21 protein-coding genes and 1 other RNA gene are annotated in these 25381 nt (G+C 62.3%); 18 read left to right on the top strand and 4 right to left on the bottom strand.

Going from position 1 to position 25381, the window contains the following annotated elements; genetic code table 11:
* The first annotated feature begins 60 nt into the window (after nucleotides 1-60).
* The 8 genes from BISU_RS10910 to acnA all read left to right on the top strand — a co-directional run bounded on the left by BISU_RS10910 (nucleotide 61) and on the right by acnA (nucleotide 11383).
* Nucleotides 61-927: an aldo/keto reductase gene (locus tag BISU_RS10910; protein WP_024463660.1), complete on the top strand. Its 867-nt coding sequence runs from the start codon at nucleotides 61-63 to the stop codon at nucleotides 925-927.
* A gap of 44 nt (nucleotides 928-971) precedes the next feature.
* On the top strand, nucleotides 972-1832 hold the full coding sequence (locus BISU_RS10905) for an exodeoxyribonuclease III (protein WP_024463659.1): 861 nt from the start codon (nucleotides 972-974) through the stop codon (nucleotides 1830-1832).
* Nucleotides 1833-1962: 130 nt separating this feature from the next.
* Complete coding sequence (locus BISU_RS10900) at nucleotides 1963-2793, top strand: DUF3710 domain-containing protein (protein WP_024463658.1); 831 nt, start codon at nucleotides 1963-1965, stop codon at nucleotides 2791-2793.
* 95 nt (nucleotides 2794-2888) lie between these two features.
* Nucleotides 2889-3608 (top strand): DUF3159 domain-containing protein, encoded by a 720-nt coding sequence (locus BISU_RS10895; RefSeq protein WP_024463657.1) that lies wholly within the window; start codon nucleotides 2889-2891, stop codon nucleotides 3606-3608.
* A gap of 259 nt (nucleotides 3609-3867) precedes the next feature.
* Nucleotides 3868-5208, top strand: coding sequence for a class I SAM-dependent RNA methyltransferase (locus tag BISU_RS10890; protein ID WP_024463656.1), 1341 nt, complete (start codon nucleotides 3868-3870; stop codon nucleotides 5206-5208).
* Nucleotides 5205-5870 carry a type 1 periplasmic-binding domain-containing protein gene (locus BISU_RS10885; protein WP_024463655.1) on the top strand — a complete coding sequence of 222 codons (666 nt, stop codon included), beginning with the start codon at nucleotides 5205-5207 and terminating at the stop codon, nucleotides 5868-5870. The genes BISU_RS10890 and BISU_RS10885 overlap by 4 nt, the downstream gene beginning before the upstream one ends.
* Before the next feature lie 12 nt (nucleotides 5871-5882).
* Nucleotides 5883-8507, top strand: coding sequence for an HAD-IC family P-type ATPase (locus BISU_RS10880; protein ID WP_226839144.1), 2625 nt, complete (start codon nucleotides 5883-5885; stop codon nucleotides 8505-8507).
* 176 nt (nucleotides 8508-8683) lie between these two features.
* Complete coding sequence (gene acnA, locus BISU_RS10875; RefSeq protein WP_024463653.1) at nucleotides 8684-11383, top strand: aconitate hydratase AcnA; 2700 nt, start codon at nucleotides 8684-8686, stop codon at nucleotides 11381-11383.
* 101 nt (nucleotides 11384-11484) lie between these two features.
* On the opposite strand, the gene BISU_RS10870 is transcribed toward acnA, so the two are convergent.
* Nucleotides 11485-12342 (bottom strand): Bax inhibitor-1/YccA family protein, encoded by an 858-nt coding sequence (locus tag BISU_RS10870; RefSeq protein WP_024463652.1) that lies wholly within the window; start codon nucleotides 12340-12342, stop codon nucleotides 11485-11487.
* 227 nt (nucleotides 12343-12569) lie between these two features.
* Between BISU_RS10870 and BISU_RS10865 the strand changes: the two genes are divergently transcribed.
* The gene (locus BISU_RS10865) at nucleotides 12570-13403 is read left to right on the top strand and encodes an aldo/keto reductase (RefSeq protein WP_024463651.1); all 834 of its coding nucleotides are present in this window, start codon (nucleotides 12570-12572) and stop codon (nucleotides 13401-13403) included.
* Between the two features lie 176 nt (nucleotides 13404-13579).
* On the opposite strand, the gene BISU_RS10860 is transcribed toward BISU_RS10865, so the two are convergent.
* Entirely contained in the window at nucleotides 13580-14284 is a 705-nt protein-coding gene (locus BISU_RS10860) for a GTP pyrophosphokinase (protein ID WP_051246107.1), read from the bottom strand.
* 174 nt (nucleotides 14285-14458) lie between these two features.
* Between BISU_RS10860 and miaA the strand changes: the two genes are divergently transcribed.
* On the top strand, nucleotides 14459-15613 hold the full coding sequence (miaA, locus tag BISU_RS10855) for a tRNA (adenosine(37)-N6)-dimethylallyltransferase MiaA (RefSeq protein WP_024463649.1): 1155 nt from the start codon (nucleotides 14459-14461) through the stop codon (nucleotides 15611-15613).
* Here miaA and BISU_RS10850 read toward each other — a convergent pair.
* The gene (locus BISU_RS10850; protein WP_024463648.1) at nucleotides 15579-16343 is read right to left on the bottom strand and encodes a Fic/DOC family protein; all 765 of its coding nucleotides are present in this window, start codon (nucleotides 16341-16343) and stop codon (nucleotides 15579-15581) included. The two genes, miaA and BISU_RS10850, sit on opposite strands and share 35 nt — an antisense overlap.
* 73 nt (nucleotides 16344-16416) lie before the next feature.
* Between BISU_RS10850 and BISU_RS10845 the strand changes: the two genes are divergently transcribed.
* From BISU_RS10845 to BISU_RS10815, 7 genes are all read left to right on the top strand, one after another.
* Nucleotides 16417-19290: an FtsK/SpoIIIE family DNA translocase gene (locus tag BISU_RS10845; RefSeq protein WP_024463647.1), complete on the top strand. Its 2874-nt coding sequence runs from the start codon at nucleotides 16417-16419 to the stop codon at nucleotides 19288-19290.
* A 108-nt stretch (nucleotides 19291-19398) separates the two neighbouring features.
* On the top strand, nucleotides 19399-20058 hold the full coding sequence (gene pgsA, locus BISU_RS10840; RefSeq protein ID WP_024463646.1) for a CDP-diacylglycerol--glycerol-3-phosphate 3-phosphatidyltransferase: 660 nt from the start codon (nucleotides 19399-19401) through the stop codon (nucleotides 20056-20058).
* Between the two features lie 76 nt (nucleotides 20059-20134).
* Nucleotides 20135-20665 carry a CinA family protein gene (locus BISU_RS10835; RefSeq protein WP_152599187.1) on the top strand — a complete coding sequence of 177 codons (531 nt, stop codon included), beginning with the start codon at nucleotides 20135-20137 and terminating at the stop codon, nucleotides 20663-20665.
* A 64-nt stretch (nucleotides 20666-20729) separates the two neighbouring features.
* Nucleotides 20730-21245, top strand: coding sequence for a helix-turn-helix domain-containing protein (locus tag BISU_RS10830; protein ID WP_024463644.1), 516 nt, complete (start codon nucleotides 20730-20732; stop codon nucleotides 21243-21245).
* 199 nt (nucleotides 21246-21444) lie between these two features.
* Nucleotides 21445-21678 carry a DUF3046 domain-containing protein gene (locus BISU_RS10825; protein WP_024463643.1) on the top strand — a complete coding sequence of 78 codons (234 nt, stop codon included), beginning with the start codon at nucleotides 21445-21447 and terminating at the stop codon, nucleotides 21676-21678.
* 342 nt (nucleotides 21679-22020) lie between these two features.
* Entirely contained in the window at nucleotides 22021-23193 is a 1173-nt protein-coding gene (gene recA / locus BISU_RS10820; RefSeq protein ID WP_024463642.1) for a recombinase RecA, read from the top strand.
* Nucleotides 23194-23427: 234 nt separating this feature from the next.
* The gene (locus BISU_RS10815; protein ID WP_404801786.1) at nucleotides 23428-24162 is read left to right on the top strand and encodes a regulatory protein RecX; all 735 of its coding nucleotides are present in this window, start codon (nucleotides 23428-23430) and stop codon (nucleotides 24160-24162) included.
* A 7-nt stretch (nucleotides 24163-24169) separates the two neighbouring features.
* Here the strand turns inward: BISU_RS10815 and rnpB are convergent.
* Nucleotides 24170-24534, bottom strand: an RNA gene (gene rnpB, locus BISU_RS11785) — RNase P RNA component class A.
* A 175-nt stretch (nucleotides 24535-24709) separates the two neighbouring features.
* On the opposite strand from rnpB, the gene hpf reads away from it, so the two are divergent.
* Nucleotides 24710-25372, top strand: a complete 663-nt coding sequence (gene hpf, locus BISU_RS10810; protein ID WP_024463640.1) for a ribosome hibernation-promoting factor, HPF/YfiA family — start codon at nucleotides 24710-24712, stop codon at nucleotides 25370-25372.
* Nucleotides 25373-25381: the final 9 nt, after the last annotated feature.

Genomic DNA, 25381 nt, shown 5'->3' with positions numbered 1-25381 from the left:
AAAATCACGCACCAGGTTATGCGAACATTTACATCAACATCCTTTGGGAAGGAAATCACCATGGACGATGCGAGCAAGCTCCAAGTCGAATTGCCGGACGGCGGTGTGATGCCGCGGCTCGGCATGGGAACCTGGTATCTGGGGGAGGGGCGACGGCCGCGGGACGTGGAGATTCAGGCGCTTCGCTCCGGTTTAGCTGCGGGCATGCGGCTCATCGACACTGCGGAAATGTACGGCGAGGGCGAGGCTGAGCGACTGGTCGGCAAGGCCATAGCAGGATATCGGCGCGAAGATCTTTACTTGGTTTCCAAAGTGTATCCGCACAACGCGGGGCGCGGCCATCTGCGTGAGAGTCTGGAAGCGAGTCTGAACAGGCTCGGCACGGATTATCTTGATATGTATCTGCTGCACTGGCGCGGTTCTGTGCCTCTGGCCGAAACGGTGGCATGCATGCAGGAGGCTGCAAGCGAGGGACTGATTCGCCGTTGGGGTGTTTCGAACTTCAATGTGGCTGATATGCGCGAGCTGCTGACGCTCGACGGCGGCGCGGATTGCTGCGCGGATCAGGTGCTCTATCACCTGGGTTCGCGCGGCATAGAAGTGGACCTGATGCCATGGCTCGCCAAACGGCATATCCCGGTAATGGCATACTGCCCGCTCGCTCAGGCAGGGGGTCTGCGACGCGGTCTGGTCGGCAGCGAGATCGTGCGCGAAGTTGCGCATGCGCATGGATTCACGCCGATGCAGGTGCTGCTGGCCTTCGTGCTGCATCAGCCGAATGTCATCGCGATTCCGCGCAGCGGCAGTCGAGAGCATACATTGGACAATGCGGCCGTGCCGGAGAACCCGCTTACGACCGAGGAATTCGCTGAACTCAGCCGCGCATTCCCCGCTCCAAAGCATCCGGTTCCGCTCGACATGGAGTAGTAGCGTCTCGTCGTGCGCGGATTGATGGTGTAGGGTCAGGAGACATGACCATCACCATTGCAACCTCTAATGTCAACGGCTTGCGCGCCGCGAATCGCAAGGGCGTCTCATCCTGGGTGGGCGCCATGGCTCCCGATATCTGGTGCATGCAGGAAGTTCGTGCCCCGCAGGTCGAGATCGAGCCGATTTTCGATGATTTCGCCCAGCGCTATGCCCAGTCAGGCAAAGTCTCCTCCCCGGATGCGCTGGTTCGCATGAATGAAGTGTGCAAGATCAAAGGACGCGCTGGCGTAGGCCTGCTCTCCGATCTGCCGGTGGTCGCGCAACGCTACGGATTGCCGGGGCTGGAAGAAGACGTGGACACCGGTCGGTGGATTGAGGCGGATGTCACGACGCCGCAGGGCTACGAAATCACTGTGGCGAGCGTGTATGTGCATTCGGGCGCTGCGGATGACGCGCTGAAAATGGCGCAGAAGTTCCGCTTCCTCGACCAGATGCTCGTGCGCATGGGCGAGCTGCGCGACGAGGCGGCACGCGGCGGCAGGCAGGCCGTGTTGTGCGGCGATTTCAACATCGCGCATACGCCGCTCGACATCAAGAACGCCAAGGCCAACCTCAAGCACGCCGGCTTCATGCCTTCCGAACGCGTCTACATCGACAAATGGCTTGACGAGTACGCGTTCGTCGACGTCATGCGCAACTTGGCCGGCGATATCCAGGGGCCGTATACGTGGTGGAGCCAGCGCGGGCGGGCCTTCGACAACAATGTGGGCTGGAGGATCGACTACCAGTTCGCCACGCCGGAACTGGCCGAAACCGCGCGCGGATTCGTCATCGACAAGGCGCCGAGCTACGCGACCCGCTGGTCCGATCACGCGCCGCTGATTGTCACCTACGATGTGTGAGCCTCGGAAAGACCGGTGCCGGGCAGATGAATATTGGGTGCCGGGCGAATAAACGCTGAGTAGATGCTACTCGGTGATGAACGCCGGGTGCTAGGCTTGGGTCGGTTGCAACCATTAGAAACGAGGAATCATGGGATTGTTTGGCTTCGGCAGGAAGAAGCATGACCCGCAGGCCGACGATGACGCGCTGAAGGACGTCGATGCCAAGGTCCGGGATAGCGATGAGGCTCCTGTGGACGAGCCGTCGTTCCCTGAGGCGCCGAGCACCGACTATGAAGATCGAGGCGAGGAATACGGGCCGTGGGACACGGCCGATGAGGATGCGCCCGACTACGACGACTATCTTGATCTGGGAGCGTTCTACCTGCCTTTCCTGCAGGATATCGAGCTGCGCATCAAGGCGAGCCGCAGCAGCCAGCAGGTGCTCGGCTGCACGGTCACCTACGGGTCCTCAAGCGTGGAGATCGAGGCTTTCGCGGCTCCTAAGACGATGGGGCTATGGGACGATGTGCGCGGCGATCTGCTCTCCTCGAACGCCAAGGCGAGCGAACAGCCCGGCGCATTCGGCATGGAGCTCAAGCTGCCTGTTTCAGTCAAGGGCGGCAAAACGGTGATCACGCGCATCGTCGGCGTCGACGGCCCGCGCTGGATGCTGCGTGGCATCTTCTCCGGCAGGGCGGCGATCAGCCCAGATGCCGAGGAGACCAAGAAGCTCAACGAATTCTTCGCCGATATCGTCGTCGAACGCGGCGAGGAGCCACTCGCTCCGCGCGACCTGATTCCGATGCATCCGCCTGTGGCTCCCGCCGAGCGCAAGGCCGCCAAGGAGCAGGAAAACGGTGATGACGAGGCAGGCGACAACGAGATTCCGAAGCGCCCCAAGGGACCGTTCGACTCGGATCAGCAGACCGAGGTGAAGACCACGCTCGCACGCGGCCCGATGTTCTCCGAGGTCCGTTAGTAAGGCGTTCGCAAAAGAACACGGCAAAGAGAAAGCGCGGTGAAAGGCATGGGATTGCATTGAGCGCCGAGGAGCACAGCACCACGCGAACCGGCATGGCGGCGCTGGCGCATGCCGACGCCGGCGATGACTTCTCGGTGATCGCTGCGATTGGCGGGCCGCGAGGCATCGTCGAATCGATGCTGCCCGGCATCGTTTTCGTAGTGTTGTTCGTTATCGCCAAGGATGTGCGGCTGACCGTAATTGTCTCCGCCGTGCTGGCGCTCATCCAGGTCGCCGTTCGCCTGCTGCAGCGACAGTCGGTTATGGGCGCGTTGAGCGGCGTGGCTGCAGTAGGCATCTGCCTCATCTGGGCGTGGAGAAGCAATGAGGCGCGCGACTACTATATCTTCGGATTCCTGACGAACGCCGCGTACATCGCGGCGTTGCTCGTCTCGCTTGCCGTACGCGTGCCGGGGCTGGGGCTGATGGTCGAGTTCATCCGCACGCTTCCCACGGAGCATTTCCGCGCATGGCTCGACGGCTGGCGGTCGGACCGCGGGCTTCGTCGCGCCTACACGATTATCACCGTGCTGTGGATAGGCCTGTTCGCCTTGCGGCTGCTTGTGCAGGTGCCGCTGTATGCCACGAATCATGTGACGCTGCTGGGCACGGCGCGGTTGCTTATGGGCATACCGTTCTGGGCGCTGGCAATCTGGATATCGTATCTTATCGTCGCCACGCCGATGCACCGCCATAAGGCCGCCGAGCGCGAACACGCCGATAACAATCGTGCGCGGGCAGACACGCCGCAGGAAGCGCTTCGCGAAGACTGAGCCGCCAGCGTATGGCCGGCACATGGCCATCGTTTAGTATTTCAACTATCGCATACCACATAATCCATAACGTATATCGTCCGCAAAACAGCGTCCGCAGAACGGCGTCACCAGTGCGCTTACGCATTGATTATTGCGCCTGTCCGCCGAACTTCGCGCGTTGCGCGTCACGCATCAGACGTCGCACAACGCGGATTGCGCACTGCTGACCACCTGATACCAGCCAGCGAGTAGGAACAACAGAACGGGAGCTTCATCCATGCAGATCACGGCACGCATCGAGCGCTACGCCGACCAAGGGCGGTGTGTGGCCCATAGCGAAGGCCGGGTGGTCTTCGTGCGCTTCGCCTTGCCGGGCGAGTTGGTGCGCATTGAACTTGATGAGCCGCACGAGCGCAAAGACCGCTTCTGGACCGGTGAGGTCATTGAGGTGCTTGAGGCGAGTGAGCTGCGTGTGCCTCCTGCATGGCCTTTGGCCGGCCCGCTGTCCGATGGCGGTGGCGTGGGCGGCGCCGATCTCGTCCATGTCTCGCTGCCGGGGCAGCTGGCGTGGAAATCCGCGACGATCACCGAGCAGCTGCGCCGGCTGGGACATGTCGAGATTCCCGATGTTCCTGTGGAGCGCATTTCTGGCGACGAGGAGAATCATGGCTTGCTGTGGCGCACACGCATCGAGCTGATCGCCGACGAGCAGGGCCGGCCATCGATGCGCCGGCGGGGTACGCACCAGCGCGTGCCGATCGACACGATGCCGTTGGCATCGCGTGCGCTGCTTGCCGTGGCGCAGGATCATGGCATATGGAACGGCGGGCTGGAACCTGATGCGCATGTGCGCATCGCGGTTCCCGAGCCGCGTGGCATCGCCGCTGATTCAGATGGCATCGAGGCAGGCGGCATTGACGTTTCCCATGATTCCTCGCTGCGTACGGCGATAGGGGAGAATTACGCCATACTGGTCGACGGCAAGCTTTCCGCGGGCTCCGACCAGCTGCGGGAAACGACAACAGTCGATGGGCGCACGTTCAGCTATCGGGTCGACGGCGCAGGATTCTGGCAGATGCACCGCCGGGCGCCGCTTGTGCTGCTCCAGCACGTGATGGCGTTGGTCGACCGCGTGCTGCAAGGGCGCAGAACACCGGTGATCTGGGACCTGTACTCGGGTTCCGGCCTGTTCACGCTGCCATTGGCCGTTCATGCGCCCAGCACGCGTATGCTCAGCGTCGAGGGTGCGGCGCGGGCAGTGGAAAACGCGCGCAGAAACCTAGGCGATATGGATATTCACGCCGACCAGGTCAAGGCCCTGTCCGGCGATGTGAGCGCCGTGCTGCGCCATGTGCCCACGAGTCTGGCGCATCCCGACGTGGTCGTGCTCGACCCTCCGCGGGCCGGCGCGCGCAAGGCGGTATGCCGTCAGATCGCCGACGCACGCCCTGCGGGCATCATCTACATCGCCTGCGACCCGGCCTCGTTGGCTCGCGACACCGCTGCCTTGGGTGCCCAAGGGTACGGGCTCGCCGACATTCATGCCTTCGACATCTACCCGATGACCCATCATGTGGAGACCGTCGCGCTGTTCACGCGCGGAGGCAATGGGCGATGAGCATCCGCACCGAGGCCGGGCGGCGGGGCGAGGGCCTGCATGGTAGCCAGCGTCGATGTGGCGCTGCGCGAATAACCGCCATGCTGGCATCGCTGTGCTGCGTTGCCATGCTGCTCGGCGCCTGTGCGCCCCGAGGCGCAGCAGTAGGCGACACCGCGGGCGCGGCGTCCGAGCGTAACGGCAACGGGGCTGCCGTCGTCCATGACAGCGTCGACAAAGGGGATGTGACGGTGGGCGTTATCGGTTCGGATGACGCCGCGCTCGACCGCTCGGTGCTCGCTGCGTTGTCGGGTTCGGATCTGGATGTTTCCTACGTATCGACGAATCGGGTTCGCAATCCGCTTGAGGCGGCCCAGCAGGGCGTGGAAGACCTATCCGCGCAAGCGGTCAGCGTGATACTCGTCAGTGCGATCAATGCCGAAGCGGGCGCTCGCGGTTGGGACGAGGCGCTCGGGGACGCTCGCAATGCAGGCATTCCGGTGGCGCTGATCAATCCGCGCACGCCGCCGCGCGACGCCATGCTGTTCGCGGCGCAGCTGAACATCACAGCAAGCGATGCGCAGGCTGTGCCAATTGCGCAGGCCGTGCTGACGCTGGTCAACGATGTGCCGCATGGGCGCGTGATAGCCGTCGATACCGCAGCAAGCACAATGGGACAGTAGGGAAGGGCAGATATGCACGATGCTATGAAATCCACAGGGAGGGGATCCGCGGGCAACGCTGTCGATACGATGCCGCAGGTGGAGGAACGTGGCCTGGGCGCACAGGATGTCCAAGAGCGCGTGGGACGCGATCAGACGAACCTGGTCGACAACCCGACCTCGCACTCGCTTGCGCAGATCATTCGCTCCAACGTCTTCACGCTGTTCAACGGCATCATCTTTGTCGCGATGCTCATGGTAATGATCACCGGATCCTGGCGTGATTCGGTGTTCGGCCTGGTCATCATCGTCAACACCGGCATCGGCATCATCACCGAACTGCGGGCGAAACGCACGCTGGACCGCCTCTCGATTCTGGTCGCCTCTCATCCTCTTGTCCGGCGAGAGGGCCGCAATATTGAAATCGACCATGATGATATCGTGCTCGACGATCTGCTGTGGATCCGCTCCGGCGAGCAGGTGCCCGCCGACGCCGAAATCCTGCGCAGCTGGGGCCTTGAGCTTGACGAGTCGATGCTCACGGGGGAATCGAACACGGTGCGCAAGCAGCCCGGCGACAGCGCCTACTCGGGTTCGAACGCGGTCTCCGGACTGGCGCTGGCCAAAGTCAGCGCCGTGGGGCAGCAGAGCTACGCCGCGAAACTGACCGCTCAGGCGAAGGTCTACACCACGACCGTGTCCGATCTGAATCGCGGCATCAACAAGATCCTTGAGGTGCTCACGTTTCTGGTGGTGCCGCTGTGCGCTTTGCTGATCTGGTCGCAGGTCCGCGCGGTCGGCGGCTGGTCGGCGGCGATCTCCGGCGGCCAATGGCGTCAGGCCGTCGTCTCCGCGGTGGCCGGCGTGGTCGGCATGATCCCCGAGGGGCTGGTGCTGCTCACCTCGCTGAACTTCGCCATCGCCGCGATGCGGCTCGCCCGCAAGAACACCTTGGTGCAGGAGCTTGAAGCCGTGGAAACCCTTGCGCGGGTCGACTGCCTGAATCTTGACAAGACCGGCACCATCACCGACGGCGGCATCGAGTTCAAGGCATTGCTGCCTGTGGATGGGGTTGAAGCGGCAAACGGCGACGAAACTGCCGAAACCGGCAAGGCGGTCAATGCGCTCGGCGTCCACAGCGATGCCGGCAATGTGGGTCTGGCTCCCCGCGAAGTGACGCAAGCTTTATTCGATCTCGCCAATGAGGAGAACCCCAACGCTACGGGCCGGGCCGTGCTTGACGCGCTGTCCGCGCAGGGCTATGAATCGGGACAGGTCGACGTGCGCATGCCGTTCTCCTCGGCGAGAAAATGGAGCGCCATCGCGCGCCAGGGCGATGGCATCTGGTATTTCGGCGCTCCCGAAGTGCTGCTTTCGGCTTTCGCTCAGGCCGGGGAAGGCGCTCGGATATCCGGTTTCGCTGCGCTCTCCGCTAAGATCGCCGAATACGCGAACCACGGCAACCGTGTGCTGCTCATCGCCCATCGAGCGGGCGATATCCCCGCCGACTTCGACGCTGAGCCGCACCTAGATCCCCATGCGCTCCCGGTTGCATTGGCGCTCTGCGCCGAGCGAGTGCGCGACGATGCCGCCGACACCCTGCTGTGGTTCCGCGAGCAGGGGGTGCGCTGCCGCGTGATCTCCGGCGACAATCCTGCCACCGTCGGCGCCATCGCAACCCAAGTGCGCCTGTGCGGCGACAATCCCGTACGCACGATGGATGCGCGCGAGCTGCCAGAAGATACAGCCGAGCTTGCGCAGATACTCGACAAGGTCGATGTGCTCGGCCGCGTCATGCCCGAGCAGAAGAAGGCCATCGTTCAGGCTCTGCATCAGGGCGACCATGTGGTCGCCATGACCGGCGACGGCGTCAACGACACGCTGGCGATCAAGGAAGCCGATCTGGGCATTGCTATGGGCAACGCCGCACCGGCAACCAAGGCCGTGGCGCAGGTCGTGCTGGTCGACTCGAAGTTCTCCCACCTGCCCGATGTCGTGGCGCGCGGCCGGCAGGTCATGGCCAATATGGAGCGCGTCGCCTCGCTGTTCCTCGTCAAGACGGCCTATTCCATCATCATTTCTCTGGGCGTCGTGCTCACGGGGATTCTTTTCCCGTATCTGCCGCGGCATATCACCTATATCGGTGCGCTGACCATCGGCATGCCGGCCTTCGTGCTCGCGCTGGCGCCGAATACGCGCCGGTATATTCCGGGCTTCCTGCGGCGCGTCATCACCTTCTCGCTGCCCAGCGGCATCGCCATCGGGGTCAGCGTGCTGCTGAGCTCGTGGTTCCTGCCCGGGATCATGCAGTGGGACATGCATGTGAAGTTCAATCAGCGCTCGCTGTTCACCATCAATGCCATCATCGTGTTCGCTCTGGGCATCGTGGTGCTGGCGCAGGTCGCACGCCCCTTGCTTTCTTGGCGTGGAGCCCTTGTCGCATTGTTTGCGGCGGCTGGCATCATAGGCGCCTTCATTCCCTTTGTCGCAGGCTTTTTCGCGCTGCAGCTGCCTTCCGGCGGCTCGCTTGTAGCCACGCTGGCGGCGCTCGCCATAGCGCTGCTGATTCTGGCGACATGCCAGCTCATAGCCAATCTCGTGCGGCGAAATATGCTCGGAGTACGATTGCCGCGTGACAGGCGGATGAGCCGGAGCTGAATTCTCTCTTATACTTTATGAGGCGGGGATTCAAGTCCCTAAGCCTTCGCCGACCGGCATGCGCCCGTATGCTTGCTGCGCTGTGTTGCCGTGCTGTTTGACGGAATGCAGCCGCAGAAGTCAGGTCGCGCGTGCCCGGGAACGAGACGATTCGAGCCCCAACGTTCGGAGGAACCATGTCTGTACGAGACAAGCAGCTGTCCACGCTCAGCGTGAACGGCAAGGAATTCGACTACTATCGCATTGATGATCTGCCAGGCGTGGATCACTTGCCGTATTCCCTGAAAGTGCTGGTCGAGAACCTTGTACGCAATATCGACGGCGCCAATATCACCGACGAGCATGTGAAGGCGCTGCTCGACTGGGATCCGGATGCCCAGCCGAGCCACGAGATCCAGTTCACGCCTTCGCGCGTGGTGATGCAGGACTTCACCGGCGTGCCGTGCATCGTCGATCTGGCGACGATGCGCGACGCGGTCAGCGAGCTGGGCGGCGACCCCGAGGTGATCAATCCGCAGGTGCCGGCCGATATGGTGATCGACCATTCGGTGCAAATCGACACCTACGGCGTGTCGGATGCGGTCGAGCGCAATATGGACATCGAATACCAGCGCAACGGCGAGCGCTACCAGTTCCTGCGCTGGGGGCAGCAGGCGCTGAACAACTTCCGCGTGGTGCCGCCGGGAACCGGCATCATCCACCAGGTCAACATCGAGTACCTGGCCAAGGTCATCATGAGCAAGCCGGGGGAGCGCGGGCGGCAGCTGGCCTATCTCGACTCCTGCGTCGGCACCGACTCGCATACCACTATGGTCAACGGCCTGGGCGTGCTGGGCTGGGGCGTCGGCGGCATCGAAGCCGAGGCGGCCATGCTCGGCCAGCCGATTTCGATGCTCGTGCCGCGCGTCGTCGGCTTCAAGCTGACCGGCTCGATTCCCGAGGGCGTCACCGCCACCGATGTCGTGCTCACCATCACCGACATGCTGCGCCAGCATGGCGTGGTCGGCAAGTTCGTGGAGTTCTACGGCGACGGCGTGGCCTCGGTGCCGCTGGCCAACCGCGCCACCATCGGCAACATGAGCCCGGAATTCGGCTCGACCTGCGGCATCTTCCCGATTGACGACGTGACGCTTGACTACCTGCGCCTGACCGGCCGCAGCGAGGATCAGGTCGCGCTCGTCGAGGCCTATGCCAAGGCCAACAAGCTCTGGGGCGACACCCAGGCGCCCGGGTACGTGGAGGCGAAGTACTCGGAGTACCTCACGCTCGACCTGGGCACTGTCGTGCCGTCGATCGCCGGGCCGAAGCGTCCGCAGGACCGCATCCGGCTGTCCGAGTCCAAGGACTCCTTCGCTGCGACGCTGCCCGATTATGAAACCGACAAGACCGCGCAGCAGCCAGTGCCGGTCAGCACGGATTTCCGCGGCGACTTCGATGTGGCCAACGGCGACGTGGCCATCGCTTCGATCACCAGCTGCACGAACACCTCGAATCCTTCGGTGATGATCGCCGCCGGGTTGCTGGCGCGCAATGCGCACGCCAAAGGTCTCAACCCCAAGCCGTGGGTCAAGACCTCGCTGGCTCCCGGCTCGCAGGTGGTCGCCGACTATCTGGAAAAGGCCGGGCTGCAGAGCGATCTCGACGCGCTGGGCTACCAGCTGGTCGGCTTCGGCTGCGCCACGTGCATCGGCAACTCCGGGCCGCTGCTGCCGGAGATCTCCTCGGCTATCAACGAAAACGATCTGACCGTCACTGCTGTGCTGTCGGGCAATCGCAACTTCGAGGGGCGCATCAGCCCCGACGTCAAGATGAACTATCTCGCTTCGCCGCCGCTGGTTATCGCGTATGCGCTCGCGGGCACCATGAGCTTCGACTTCGCCAGCCAGCCGCTGGGGCAGGACAGCAAGGGCGAGGACGTTTTCCTGGACGATATCTGGCCGTCCAACGCCGAAGTCCAGCAGGTCGTGGACGAGACGGTGTCACGCGAGATGTTCGTCGAGGACTATCAGTCGGTGTTCGACGGCGACGAGCGCTGGAAGAGCCTCAATGTGCCCGAGGGCGAGCGCTTCGCGTGGAATCCGGATTCCACCTATGTGCGCCGCCAGACCTTCTTCGACGGCATGCGCCACGAGCCCGCGCCGGTGCAGGACATCCACGACGCACGCACGCTGGCGCTGCTCGGCGATTCGGTCACGACCGACCATATCTCGCCCGCAGGCGCGTTCAAGTCCTCAAGCCCGGCCGGGCAGTACCTGATCGAGCATGGCGTGAACCAGAAGGATTTCAACTCCTACGGCTCGCGGCGCGGCAACCACGAGATCATGGTGCGCGGCACCTTCGGCAACATCCGCCTGCGCAACCAGCTGCTGGCCTCGGTCGGCAAGGAGGTCACGCCCGGTGGCTTCACCTACGACTTCCTTTCGCAGGAGCCGACGACGATTTTCGATGCCGCGATGCACTATCGCAAGGAGGGCATTCCGCTCGTGGTGCTGGCCGGCAAGGAATACGGCACCGGTTCGTCGCGCGACTGGGCGGCCAAAGGCACTGCGATGCTCGGCGTCAAGGCCGTCATCACCCGTAGCTTCGAGCGCATCCACCGCTCGAACCTGATCGGCATGGGCGTGCTGCCCCTGCAATTCCCCGAAGGCGAATCGATCGAGTCCCTGGGCCTTGACGGCACCGAGATCTTCGACATCTCGGGCATCGAGGCGCTCAACAACGGCGCCATCCCCAAGACCGTCGCGGTCAGTGCCACCAAGTCCGATGGCAGCGTCGTGGCATTCGACGCGACCGTGCGCATCGACACCCCCGGCGAGGCGGACTATTACCGCAATGGCGGTATTTTGCAATACGTCCTGCGCAACCTGATGGAGTAGTGGTCATACACAAGTCGGCCTATAGCGTTTTTCAGTGGCGGAATAAAGCCACTCGAAAACGCTATAGGCCGACTTGTGTATCTTAACCCTGAGGAATGCCCCTAGTTCCTACCCCCAAAGAGCCGCAGCAGATAGAGGAACATATTGACGAAGTCGAGGTAAAGGCTCAGCGCGCAGATGATCGAAAGGCGCTTGATCATGTCGGGATTCGTCGCGTACTGGGCGAAGAGCGCGCGGGTGCGCTGCGCGTCATAGGCCGTCATGCCGGCGAAGATCAGCACGCCGACGGCGGAAATCACCATGATGGTGGAGTCCGAAGGGGCGAAGAACATGAGGATCACTTGGCTCACGATAAGGACGATCAGCGCGACCATGAGAATCGGGCCGGCCTTGAGCATGTCGACCTTCGTGGTCAGCGCGAGCATCGTCAGCGCCACGAAGAAGCCCGCGCTGATGACCAGCGCTATGCCGATGGAGCCGAGGTCGTAGACCATGAAGATCGAGCTGAGCGTGAAACCCATCAACGCCGCATACAGATAGAACATCACATAAGCGGTGCCGGTTTTCATCTTCATGATGCGTGCGCCGAGCGCCACGGCCATCACGACTTGCACGATGGCAAGCCCGATCCAACCGAAAGCACCGGTTGCAACGAGGAAGGCGTTGAGCGCACCGGTCATCTGCGTGAAGATCGCCACGGCGGCGGTGACCAGCAGGGCGAGAGTCATCTGCCCGTAGGCATTCGCGATTGACACGCGCCTCGTGCGTTCATAGGAATATGCAAGCTGCGCGTCAACCGGGCCCTGTCCGGCCTGCGCGGCGGAGTATGCATACGGGGACCCCTCAGGGTTCTGCCCGATGGGCATCTGATATCCGGGCTGCCCGTTTTGCGGCTGCGATTGGCCGTATTGCTGATTGAATTGGCTGCGATTGTCCTGCGGTTGTCTGCCGAACGTCATGGCTGCTCCTTAGTTCGCGTACCTTTCCATCCTAGAGTAAGCGGTTGTGCTGAGTGTTAGCTAGGAGCGCAGCGGTTCAGCCGCCGGCTCGTTACGATGGAAACCGTGGGCGAACGGATCGGCGCGGCTATGCGGCACGAGACGCTTAAGACACGCGTGGCATACGACGGATGCCGGTCGTTCGAACGGCGAAAAGACGGCAAGGCAAAATAACATAAGGAGGAACGATGAACGACGTGGATAACGCAAATATCACTCTGAATAATGGCGTGACCATCCCGCAGCTAGGGCTGGGCGTGTTCCAGACGAAAAGCGGAAAGGAGACCGCCGACGCGGTGCGCGAGGCTTTGCAAGCCGGATATCGGCACATCGACACGGCTGCGGCCTATGGCAACGAGGAATCGGTGGGCGAGGGACTGCGGCAGTCGGGCCTCAAGCGTCGTGATGTGTTCATCACCACGAAACTGTGGAACGACGATGCCCGAGCAGGCATCGCCAAAGAAGCGTTCTACCGGAGCATGGAGAAGCTCGGCACGGAGTACATCGACCTGTATCTGATCCACTGGCCGGTCGACGGCTGGGAGAAGGCGTGGGAGACCATGGCCGAGCTATACGCCGAGCGGCGCGTGCGGGCGATCGGCGTGAGCAACTTCCAGCCGCATCATCTTGAGTCGCTGCTGTCGATCAGCGATGCCAAGCCGGCGGTCAATCAGATCGAGTCCTCGCCGCAGTTCGCCAACCAAGATGTCATCGACTTCACGCACGCCAAGGGCATCAATGTGGAGGCCTACAGCCCGCTGGGCGGCACCGGCGGCACGCTGCTCTCCAATCCTGCGCTCGCCGCAATCGCGCAGCGCTACGGCAAGTCCCCGGCGCAAGTGGTGATTCGCTGGCACCTGCAGCGCGGGCTGATCGTCATCCCGAAATCGACGCATGCCGAGCGCATCCGCCAGAATTTCGACGTCTTCGATTTCAAGCTTTCCGGAGATGATATGGAGGCTATCGACGCATTGAACACCGGCGTGCGCACCGGCGCCGACCCCGACAACTTCAACTTCTGACGGGTTGTGGATCAGGCGTCGTAGCCCTGATCGCAAATGGCTCTGCAGCGGCTGAAATATCGCTGCAGAGCCAATCTCTATTATCTCTATTATTGCGGTGGCGTTCGCATGACAGATGTCGCGCCACTGCACCGACGGCCAGCCGCACGACGTTCGTCATCTGCCTCGCATCCCGCCTACCCTTTGTCCTGCAGTCTGCGGCGTGGCGCCTCATCGCCTTGGGGCGCGCCGTTGATGTCGCGATGAATGTTCTGCATCTGCGCTTCGACGTTCTGCAGGCTGCGCGCGCAGTCGAGTAGCGTCTGCGAATGCTCGTTCAGCCTAGCGTCGGGCAGATCGGTCTTGTAGCGCAGCGCATGTTCCAAACTGGCCCAGTAGTCCATCGCGATGGTGCGGAACTGCACTTCGACCGGCGTATAGTGCGCACCGGAGGAGAGGAATACCGGCACTGCGTAAATCACGTGCAGACTGCGATAGCCGTTCTGCTTCGGATTCTTGATGTAGTCCTTGACGCGCAGCACCTGGATGTCGGACTGCGCCGAAAGATAGTTCGACACCGAGTACACGTCGTCGCGATAGTTGCAGATGACCCGGATGCCGGCCACATCGAAGAGATTGTCCTTGATGGACTGGGTGGTCGGCGGCAGTTCCTTGCGCCCGAGTTTTTCCAGAATCGAATCGACGGATTTGAGACGCCGCTCCAGATGATGAATGGGATTGTGCTCGAAGCGTACCTGAAACTCGCTGTCGAGCACGTCCAGCTTCGTGCTGATCTCGTACATCGCTCCCTCGTACACCTGCATGAGATCCACGAATTCGCTGATCTCGTCCCCGTTGAACGACGTCCTGTTGGCGTTTGCCGCTTCGAGCCTCGCCTGCATTTCGGCGGTGTTGATGCGGTCATGGCGGTCTAATATCACGGTTTCCCATCATAGCCGCATGGCGCTGACGGTTGACTGGATGGGCCGTGGGGATGTCCTTTTCGTCACGCGCAGATGCTCACAATCGCAGCGCTCCGGTCAGTCCGGTGGCGACACGTCGCTACAATCGCGCGTATGCATGCAATATGGGAATCCGGTGCGCAGCCGGGCGCAGATGCGACTTCGACATCCGGGAACTACGACGCGCCGGCGCACGACGTCGTCGATGGCAGCAGTTCCGAGCCAGGTGCGACGTACGGCACCGCGCACAGGGTCGTCTCCGTCATCGGTCCTACGGCCTCGGGCAAAACGGGGCTTGCCATCGCGCTCGCCAAGGCATTGCGCGATCGGGGAGATGCGGCGGAAATCATCAACGCCGACGCGTACCAGATGTATCGCGGCATGGATGTCGGGACCGCCAAGGCCACGCTGCAGGAACGTCAGGCGGTGCCGCATCATCTCATCGACGTCATCGACCCCGACGATGCCATGAGTGTGGCGCGATTCCAGCAGCTCGCCACGGATTGCATCGCGCAGTTGCAGCAGCGCGGCATCCGCCCGATTCTCGTCGGAGGGTCGGGGCTGTACGCGCGCGCCGCGATTGACGACATCTCCTTTCCGGCGACCGACCCGGCTGTGCGCTCGCAGCTAGAGGAACGCGCGCGCCTCGAAGGGCCGGGAGCGCTGTACGCCGAGCTGCAGGCCAAGGACCCGCAGGCCGCGGCGCGCATGGATCCGCATAATCCTCGCCGCACGATTCGCGCGTTGGAGGTCATTGCGATCACGGGGAAGCCGTATTCGGCCAGTCTGCCGCAGTACCGCTACGTCATGCCTGCCGTGCAGATCGGGCTGGATCTGCCGCGCGAGGAACTCGACCGACGCATTGACATGCGTACTGAGGCGATGCGACAAGCGGGATTCGTCGACGAAGTGCGTCGGCTGAAGTCCCGATTGGGATTCACCGCTGCGCGGGCGCTAGGCTATCAGCAGATTCTCGAATCGCTTGACGGCACCCTCAGTGAGGATGAGGCCTTCGCGCAAATCGCCCAGCGCACGAAGCGGCTGGCGCGCAAGCAGATGGGCTGGTTCGGGCGCGACCCGCGCATTCACTGGCTCAATGCCTTGGATCCGCATTTGCTGGACCGCGCCCTTGAGGTCATCGACCAAGCGGATTCGGGCGTTTTCGATGAACATGATGCGAATGCGAACGATTACGTCCACCATCATCTTGGCGATGTGGGGGAGGTGCAGCGCCTCAGTGCGCCGGGCCCTGGTCCCAGCCGGCAATGAGGAAGACGCGCGTGGGATTGGCCGGGCGCTGGATCGCGGCGAACAGCTTCTCGAAGCCACTGATGTCGCCAGTGTAGGCCAGGCGCTTCGCCTGCTTGTAGTCCTGTCGGCTCACCAGACCCCAGTCCAAGTCCCAGCCGGCATCATGCGCCAGCCGCGAGGCGAAGATGCGCAGCACCATCGCGTTGCCGCCTTTGAAGGGATGCAGATAGCCCAGTTCGTCGTATATCTTCGCCAACCCGCGCGTGAAATCGTCGCGATCGAGATTGCGCAGGTTGCGCTTTTCGCTCAGCTCAGTGGAGATGTTCATCGCTCCGGTGTCGATAAGACCTGCGGGGAAGAACGCCTCTGGGTCCTCGTCACGTCCGGATTCATCGCCCGAATCGCTCGCTGCGTCGCGCTGTGTGCTGTGATCCTTGACATCTTTGGTGCGCAGCAGGCCCGCGTCACCGTAGACGCCGTCGAACAGCGCGCGGTGAATGGCCTGCAGCTCCGAAAGATCGCCCGTGGGAGCCCAGCCGCGCTCGGCGAGCAGCACGGTTCTGGCGAACACGCCGCTTGCCGCGTCATGCGGATCGCGGTCGGCGACTTCAATCAGCTGGCGCACGTCCGAGCCTCCCGCGGCATAGTCACCTGCCGCCCGGTTCGTGGCGTCGTTGAGCGTCATTGCTTCCAATTCGCAGTTCTTGTGGGCAAATGCGACTGCGACGGCACGTTCTGCAGGAGTCATAGTTGCCCATCATAGTCGATGAAAATCCGATGGAAAGTCGATGGGAACGGGAGCCGGTAGAATCGATGGCGTTATGGCACGAACCGCATCTTCATCAAACAGCACAGCCAAGTCCCCGCGATCCAAAGCGAAGGGGGCTTCGGCGGATGCCAAAGGACCCGCCGGACTCGACCCCGAACCGTTCTGGCATAAGGCGCTGCTTGCCATACCCCGCGGGCTTGGCAAGGTCGTGCGCACTATCGGCGGCGTCGGCGACTATGATCCGGAGAATCGCAATGACGGATGGTGCTTCATTCTTCTCGTGCTGGCGATAGCGTTCGTCGCCTCGGAGTGGTTCCGCGTCGACGGGGTGCTGGGGAGGGCGCTGCACGCCTTCGCTTCGGGCGTTTTCGGCGTTATGAGCGTGGTGCTGCCCGTGCTGCTGACGTATCTTTCGATACGCCTCATGCGCAACAGCGGCGCTGATTCGGACAATGCCAAGGTGGTGACCGGATGGACGTTGCTGCTGTGGTCCGTGTGCTCAATCATCGACGCGCTCATGGCCTCGGACACTAGCGGATTCAACATGTCCGAAGTTCAACGATCTGGCGGCCTGTTCGGCTTCGCGCTCGGCTCCCCGCTTTCATGGGGGCTGTCCAAGAGCTTTGCGGTGCTTATTTTCGTCGTGACCGCATTGTTCGCATTGCTGCTGATCACCCGCATGCATGTCAGCGAGGTTCCTGAGCGTGTCCGCTCTGTGTTCGGCCACCCCCGCGCGGCAGCTGACGGTGCCGATGATACCGAGCAGTTCCCCAACGAGGTGCGCGTCGGCGAGGGCACGCTGTCGTTTGCGCAGGGCGTGCCATCGCATGATGATGCGGACGAGATGGGGCAGCCGCTGGATGGCGGCGGGGCAAAGAGCGGGCTGTGGTCCAAGCTGCTGTCGCGTTTCTCCCGCAAGGATGCGGATGCGGACGGTGGGGCTCTGGACCGCTACGAAAATGACACCGCATTCGACAAGGCCGCGCGCAGCCACGGCGAGAGCGCACAGTTCCCAGCGGTTGAGGCGACTTTCGGTCCTGCGCATGGTGTCGATGCGATGGCGGGTATCGATTTGCCGGATAACGTCGGTTTGCCGCATGTCACGAACCCGTCGTACGCCCCCGCCGCCTACGACGATGCCGAGAATCCGCAACCGACGGTCGCCTTGAACCCCATGAGTTCCACGGGAGGAGCCGCATCCGCGAATTACGATTCAGCCGAGCGCACTGCGGCGCTTGACTCCGCTGCCGACCCTTGGGCTGCGATCGGCGTGCCCGAACCCGTCGCCGATGGCGGGGATGCCATGCTGGTGAACGCCGCAACAGGCGAGATAGCCGACGACGACGGAACCGGCAGCGCAGATATCGCCGATGACGCTCTGGCTCCCTACCAACTGCCTGATTTGAACCTGCTGGGCAAAGGGCAGCCGCATGCCGTGCGCACGCCGGCCAACGACAACGTCATCCGCGCCCTGACCTCCACCTTCCAACAGTTCAAGGTGGATGCCAAAGTCGTGGGATTCCTGCGCGGCCCCTCCGTCACTCAGTACGAGGTGGAGCTCGGCCCGGGCGTCAAGGTCGAGAAGGTCACCAATCTGCAGCGCAATATCGCCTATGCGGTGGCCAGTTCCGATGTGCGCATCCTGTCGCCGATCCCCGGCAAATCGGCCATCGGCATCGAGATTCCGAACATCGACCGCGAAATTGTGCATCTGGGCGATGTGCTGCGCTCCGACGAGGCGGTGAACGACCCCAATCCGATGCTCGCCGGCGTGGGCAAGGACGTCGAGGGGCATTTCGTCACCGCCGATCTGACCAAGATGCCTCATCTGCTCGTCGCCGGCGCGACCGGTTCGGGCAAATCGAGCTTCATCAACTCCATGCTCACCTCGGTCATCATGCGGGCCACGCCCGAGCAGGTCCGCCTGATCATGGTGGACCCCAAGCGCGTGGAGCTTTCGGCCTATGCGGGCATCCCACATCTGCTCACGCCCATCATCACCGATCCCAAGAAGGCCGCGCAAGCCCTCGAATGGGTCGTCAAAGAGATGGACGCGCGCTATGACGACCTGCAGTTCTTCGGCTTCCGCCACGTCAAGGACTTCAACGAGGCGGTGCGCGCCGGCAAGGTCCACGCTCCGGCCGGTTCGAATCGCAAGGTGGCTCCATATCCGTATCTGCTCGTCGTGGTCGATGAGATGGCCGACCTCATGATGGTGGCCAAGAACGACGTGGAAAGCTCGATTCAGCGCATCACGCAGCTGGCCCGCGCCGCCGGCGTGCATCTGGTGCTGGCAACGCAGCGGCCTTCGGTCGACGTCGTCACCGGGCTGATCAAGGCGAATATTCCGTCCAGGCTCGCGTTCGCTACGTCCTCAGCGACCGACTCGCGCGTCATCCTCGACTCGGTGGGCGCAGAGTCTCTGATCGGCCAAGGTGACGCGTTGTTCCTGCCTATGGGGTCGGCCAAGGCGTTGCGCGTGCAAGGCTCGTGGGTGAGCGAATCCGAGATCCGCAAGGCGGTCGAATACGTGCGCACGCAGCGCAAGCCGCATTACCGCGACGACATCGAGCAGATGGCCAAGGAAGCCGAGCAGCACGCCGTCGAGCCTGACGAGGATATCGGCAACGATATGGATGTGCTGCTGCAGGCGGCCGAGCTGGTCGTCACCACGCAGTTCGGCTCCACCTCGATGCTGCAGCGTAAGCTGCGCGTCGGTTTCGCAAAAGCTGGGCGACTGATGGATCTGCTCGAATCGCGTGGCGTCGTCGGGCCTTCCGAAGGCTCGAAGGCTCGGCAGGTGCTCGTGCAACCGCAGGACCTGCAGCAGGTGCTCGCCTTCATTCGCGGAGAAAGCGATGCGTTGCAGACGTCGGCAGGCGGCCCGGGCGAGACCAACGGCGTGGGCAATGTGCCTGCTGAATAGGCCGCATCGAGCTGAATGCACGGTCGCCATGGCTGGTTTCATCGATTTTGACTTGCGCTTGGCGAGTATGAACACGCTAGGTATCGCTGTCGCGGTAGGGTGAATAGTATGCAAACACGGGATGAACACAAGACATCGCTATGGGACGGATGGAATAGCCCGCCGAATCTGGTGACCTATTCCCGCATCGTGCTGGTGTTGGTTTTTCTTTGGGCCGACATCGCCGCGGGACCTTGGGGGGCGCAGAATCTGCCGCTGCGTTGGGCCGCGGCCATTCTCTTTGTCGTCGCCGCATCCACCGACAAGCTGGATGGCTGGATGGCGCGCAAGTACGATCAGGTCACCGAGCTGGGCAAGCTTATGGACCCCATCGCCGATAAGCTGCTGATTCTGGCCACGCTAATCGTGGCGTCGGCATTCGGCGAGGTGTTTTGGTGGGTCACGATTCTGTTCCTGATCCGTGAGCTGGGCATCACGGTGATGCGCTTCTTCGTCATCGATAGCGGCGGCAAGGTCATCGCTGCCTCGCAGGCAGGCAAATACAAGACTTTGACCGAATGCGTCGGGCTGGGCATGCTCCTGACCCCGCTGTGGTCGCTTGCCCCGGCTGGCGAAACGCCGACATGGGTCAGCGTCTACAACGGGGTCACGCAGGCTATCATCTACATCGCGCTTGCGCTGTGCCTGTACTCCGGAGGAGAATATCTGGTCAATACCTTCGGCGGGCGACGTGCTGCGCCGCCGACAGGTGGCGATCAATCAGCATGATGGGCGCATCATGACGGATACATTGGGCATGGCTGCCGCGTCGCATGCCGTTGGGTCTTGCGACGAGAACATGAATATGCAGGGGCGTTGCGATGCGCTTGCCGCCGTGATTCTCGCACGCTGCAAGCTGCTCGGCGCGAAGATAGCCGCCGCCGAATCGCTGACCGGAGGTCTGCTGGCCGATGCCTTCGTGCGGGTGCCGGGCGCTTCCGCAGTGTTCCTCGGTTCGGCGGTCACCTATGACATCGCTGCGAAGGCTTCGATGCTAGGGGTCGATGCTGAGCTGCTGCGACTCGAGGGTGCGGTGCATCCCGAGGTGGCCCGTCAGATGGCGCAGGCCACGGCGGATCTCTACCGGCAGCCGGGGTATGACGCCGTAATCGGGCTATCCACCACCGGAGTCGCAGGGCCTGGCCCCGATGGCGACAAGCCTGCGGGACTGGTCTATATCGGTTTGGCGCTTCCGGCTGCATTCTCTGCTTCTGGACAGCCGCAGATCGTTGTGCGAGAGCTGCACTGTCGCGGTTCGCGCGAGGAGGTGCGTCGGCAGAGCGTGCTGCGTGTTTTGGAAGGCCTAAGCGAACTCACAGTGAATTCACAGGAATAATCTCGTTCCTCTCGTGTTGTTCATAGTGTAAGCCTACGAACACGAGCCGAAAGGAACAGCGCAGATGGACACGATGACACGCACCAAAGAACAGACGGATGTAACCGCTCTGTCGACACGGCCGGTTCAGGCAGGCAATGCGCGCATGCGCGACTTGACTCCCGCCCAGCGCAGGGCCGTGATGTTCGCCCAGCAGCAGGTGATTCGCGCGAGAGCGGCGAAGAAGGCCAAGGATGAGCGGCAGGCTGCGCTCAGCCGCATGTGGCAGGCCGAGGACGCCGAGCAGCAGACCAAGCCGCGTGCTGCGGCGCGCAAGCGCGAGGCTGCCAGCGAAAGCAAGGATATGTCGTTGCGCGAGGCGATAGGGCATGTGCTGCGCGATCTGCGCACGCAAGACCATAAGACCCTGCGCGAGGTGAGCGAAAAGGCCGGCGTTTCGCTTGGCTATCTTTCCGAGGTTGAGCGCGGGCAGAAGGAAGCCAGTTCTGAATTGCTCGGCTCGATCGCTGAATCGCTGGGATTGAGCACGGCTCAGATGCTGCGCATGGTTGCCGACTATCTCGATTCCGTCGAGATGTGAGCGGCATGCCGCATTGCGGTGGCATATGCTACTTCAGACCCGCCATCCTTGGGTGGCGGGTTTTGCGTGTGCGTGAGGCGCTGCGTTGCAAACGCACGGATCCATCCAGTATCGGTATGCGGCATCGGGGGATCGCGTAGGCGTAGAATTCGTGGATGGCGGATGTGAGATTCATATTCAATGGCGGGACCGAGGTGTTGTGCGCGAACGGGAATTCTGGGAGCTGCTTGAGGAGATATTCGGCCGCAGCTATGGCCGCAGCCTTGCCCGCGACCAGCAGCTCACCGTGCTTGAGAACATGAGCGTCGTGCAGGCTCTTGAAGCGGGCGTCGAACCGCGCACTGTCTGGAATGTGCTGTGCGATCAGATGGACGTCCCCGATGCCAAGCGCTGGGGCAAGGGCCATAATGCGCCGCCGCTGCCGGCTCGCTGATGAGTTCTTCGGCGACGGCTTGGCGCTCTTAAGGCCGCGGACCGGGCCTGCGGCCGACACGCCGCGTTCCCCTCGATGCTTTCGAACAAATGTTCGTACGCTACTGTATGCTGATTTCAGCGCAGATCATGCATCAATAGCTGCACCAGTGGCTGCATGAGCGGCTGCATCGCTGGTTTTGCTGTGTCTTCGGGCTTGGCGCCTGAAGGTATCGCGCAGGAGCATCCGCCCGGCGTGTCGAAATGGCAAGCCTTCGACCACAATGGTCTGCACGGATTGCCGAGGCGGCATGTCACGCCATACCGTGGGATGTGACGAGAGCTGTGAACGTAAGGAGTAGACATGGCACAACAGGCAAAGATCGCGTCGAAGACGAACGCGACGGATTCGCATGGCGAGGATCCACGGCGTCAAGCCGCGTTGGAAACCGCGCTGCAACAGGTCGAAAAGAACTTCGGCAAGGGGTCGGCGATGCGTTTGGGCGACAAGCCGGCGCAAGACGTAGAGGTCATTCCCACCGGTTCTCTCGCGCTGGATATGGCCTTGGGAATAGGCGGGCTGCCGCGTGGCCGCATCGTGGAGATCTACGGGCCGGAATCCTCCGGCAAGACGACGCTGGCGCTGCACGTAGTGGCTAATGCGCAGAAGAACGGGGGAGTGGCGGCGTTCATCGATGCGGAGCATGCGCTGGACCCGGTCTATGCCAAGCATTTGGGCGTGGATACGGATTCGCTGATCGTCTCGCAGCCCGACAACGGCGAGCAGGCGCTTGAGATCGCCGATATGCTGATTCGCTCTGGCGCATTGGATGTCATTGTCATCGATTCGGTGGCTGCTTTGGTGCCCAAGGCCGAGATCGAGGGCGAAATGGGCGACAGCCATGTCGGCTTGCAGGCGAGGCTCATGAGCCAGGCGCTGCGCAAGATGACTGGTGCGCTGGCGCAGGCCGGCACCACTGCGGTTTTCATCAACCAGCTGCGCGAGAAGATCGGCGTGTTCTTCGGCAGCCCTGAGACCACCACCGGCGGCAAGGCGCTGAAATTCTATTCCTCGGTCCGTCTGGACATCAGGCGGATTCAGACGTTGAAAAACGGCGATGAGGCCGTGGGCAACCGCACCAAGGTCAAAGTGGTGAAGAACAAGATGGCGCCGCCTTTCAAATTCGCCGAATTCGACGTGCTCTACGGCGAGGGCATCTCGAAGGAGGGCTCCGTGCTGGATATGGCGCTGCAATGCAATGTGGCGAAGAAATCCGGCTCCTGGTTCACCTACGATGGCGAGCAGCTCGGACAGGGCCGCGAAAACGTGCGGCAGTTCCTGAAAGACAATCCGGCGATCACCGATGAGATCGAACGCAAGGTGAAAATCGCCTTCGGCCTGCTTCCGGATGACACGTCAGAGGCTGACGATGCCGATGGCTCAGGCAGTGCTGACGCATCCGACGAGATGGCAGGCGCAGGCAAGGCGGGCGACTCCAAGGCCAAAACGTCAAAGGCCGCCGCAGCCAAGGCATAGCCGATGATCAGCGCCGAAGAGTTCCTGAGTGGTCATGAGTCGGTTATCGCGGATTGCGAACTGGAATCCGGACGTCCCGAAAAGCGAGCCAAAGATGCTGATTCATTAGCCCAAGGCAATGCGGCAAGGAAATCTGCTCAGGATGCGGCAGACCCGTCCTTGCGTCATGTTGGTTCCTTCGGTGCGCTGCCTGACGATGCCGCGTCTGATCATGCCGCGTCCGGTCATGCTGAATTGAGTGTTGCTGGACCGGATGATGTCGAACCTGTCGACGGCGCTGGGGCTGGAACGGCATCATCATATGGCTTGCACGGTTCGCACGATTCACATAGTGCAGACCGCGGTCGTTTTGGCCGTTCCGGATTCCGGGGCTCGCGTTCGCGAAAGCGATATGGCGCATATCAGCACGGCCGAGATTCCAGTGGGGTGACGGTTATGGAGTCATCCCGGCAGCGGCGCAGGCTGCCTGATGATCCGCAGGATCTTGATGCATGCAGAGAGGCGGCATTAACGCTGTTGGATGCGGCGGCACGTCCATCCGGGGCGTTGCGAACGCGGCTGCTTGGCAAAGGCTACGCAGCGGACATCGTCGAGGAGGTCATCGAGCGGCTGGGTGCGGTAGGTCTTATCGACGACCGGTCATATGCGCAGTCGGCAGTCCGCTACTGCGTCGAGCGGATGTATGGGCGGCGCGGCGCAGTCAACGAACTCGTACGCAAAGGGGTTGAAGGCCCTTTGGCCGCCGAAATCGTGGACGAAGCCGATAAGCATGGCGCATTCGAGGAATCGGCCTGGGAGCTGGGCCGTTCCATCGAGCGCAAAACCCGTGGGCTTGATCGCCAGGTGCGCATGCGCCGTTTGTGGAGTGCCGGAGGCCGCAAAGGGCACGATCCCGCGATGCTGCGGGTCGTGGCGCATGAACTGTTTGACGTCGGTGCTGATGGCGGGGCGGACGTCGCCGGAAGATAAGGAAGGAGTGTTGAGGTCCCTCATACCCCGGGTTCTGTCGTGCGCCGAAGCGCCCGGATGGCCATCCATCTCGACCTAGCGTCGCCGCCAGGCTCTAGCAGCCTACCCGAAGGCTTGAGCGGGCAGCTCTTGATGCCTTCTGCTTGGCCTTGCTCCCGATGAGGCTTGCCATGCGACCCACTGTTGCCAGGGGCCCGGTGGTCTCTTGCACCGCCGTTTCACCCTTACCTGGCCTTACGGCCAGGCGGTCTGTTCTCTGTTGCGCTGTCTCTCAGGTCGCCCTGGGCGGACGTTATCCGCCATCGTGCCCTGTGGAGCCCGGAAGTTCCTCAGATCCGCCTTGGGCGGATCCGCGGCCACCGAAGGACCTCAACTGCTTCATTGTAGCAACACTTTTGGTATCGGGTACATAACGTTCGCGAAGCGAGTTTCTTGCCGCGAGTCCCCGCAGTGTTAACACAGGCTTCGATTACAATGAGTCGTACCCGGACAGTGAAGACGCCGTCCGACACATATAGCGGGAAACCGCTTGAGATAGGAGGTCCACATGGAAATCGTCGTTACCGGGCGCCACACGCAGATCAAGCAGAGGTTCCGTGATGTCGTCGAAAGCAAGATGAATCGTGTGACCGCCATAGCCCCGGATGCGCAACGTGCGCAGATCGTGCTTTCGCACGAAGGCAATCCCCGTCAGGCAGACACGGCAGAGCGAGTGGAAATCACCGTGATCGCCGGTCGTTCCGTCGTGCGCGCCGAGGCATCGAGCACCGATGAGTTCAGTGCGCTGGATATGGCGCTGGATAAATTGACGCTGCGGCTGCGCCGCACGCGTGACCGTCGCAAGAATCATCGCCGTGGCTACACCAACCCGGCCCCGGTCGATCTGGGGTCCATCATTCCGCCGGAGGAGCCGGAAACCGAATCCGAAGAGCCCAACAACAGCCCCCAGGCTGCCATTGCCTCCGAACTGGGACCCGGGGAATCCGTCGAAGTGCAGGTCGGCGACACTCCGATCGTGATCCGCCGCAAGCTGCATATCGCCGATCCGATGACCATCGACGAGGCGTTGTACGAAATGGAATTGATCGGTCACGATTTCTTCCTCTTCGTCAACAAAGAGACCGGCCGCCCCTCCGTCGTTTATCACCGCCACGGATGGAGCTATGGCGTGTTCGAGATCGACACCGCCGAAAACGTCGCCAAGGTCTGAGCGCCGGAA

It is taken from the genome of Bifidobacterium subtile (assembly GCF_000741775.1).
GTDB classification, from domain to species: domain Bacteria; phylum Actinomycetota; class Actinomycetes; order Actinomycetales; family Bifidobacteriaceae; genus Bifidobacterium; species Bifidobacterium subtile.
Note: the sequence above shows the minus strand (reverse complement) of the source record. Positions and strands in the feature narration are given on the sequence as shown.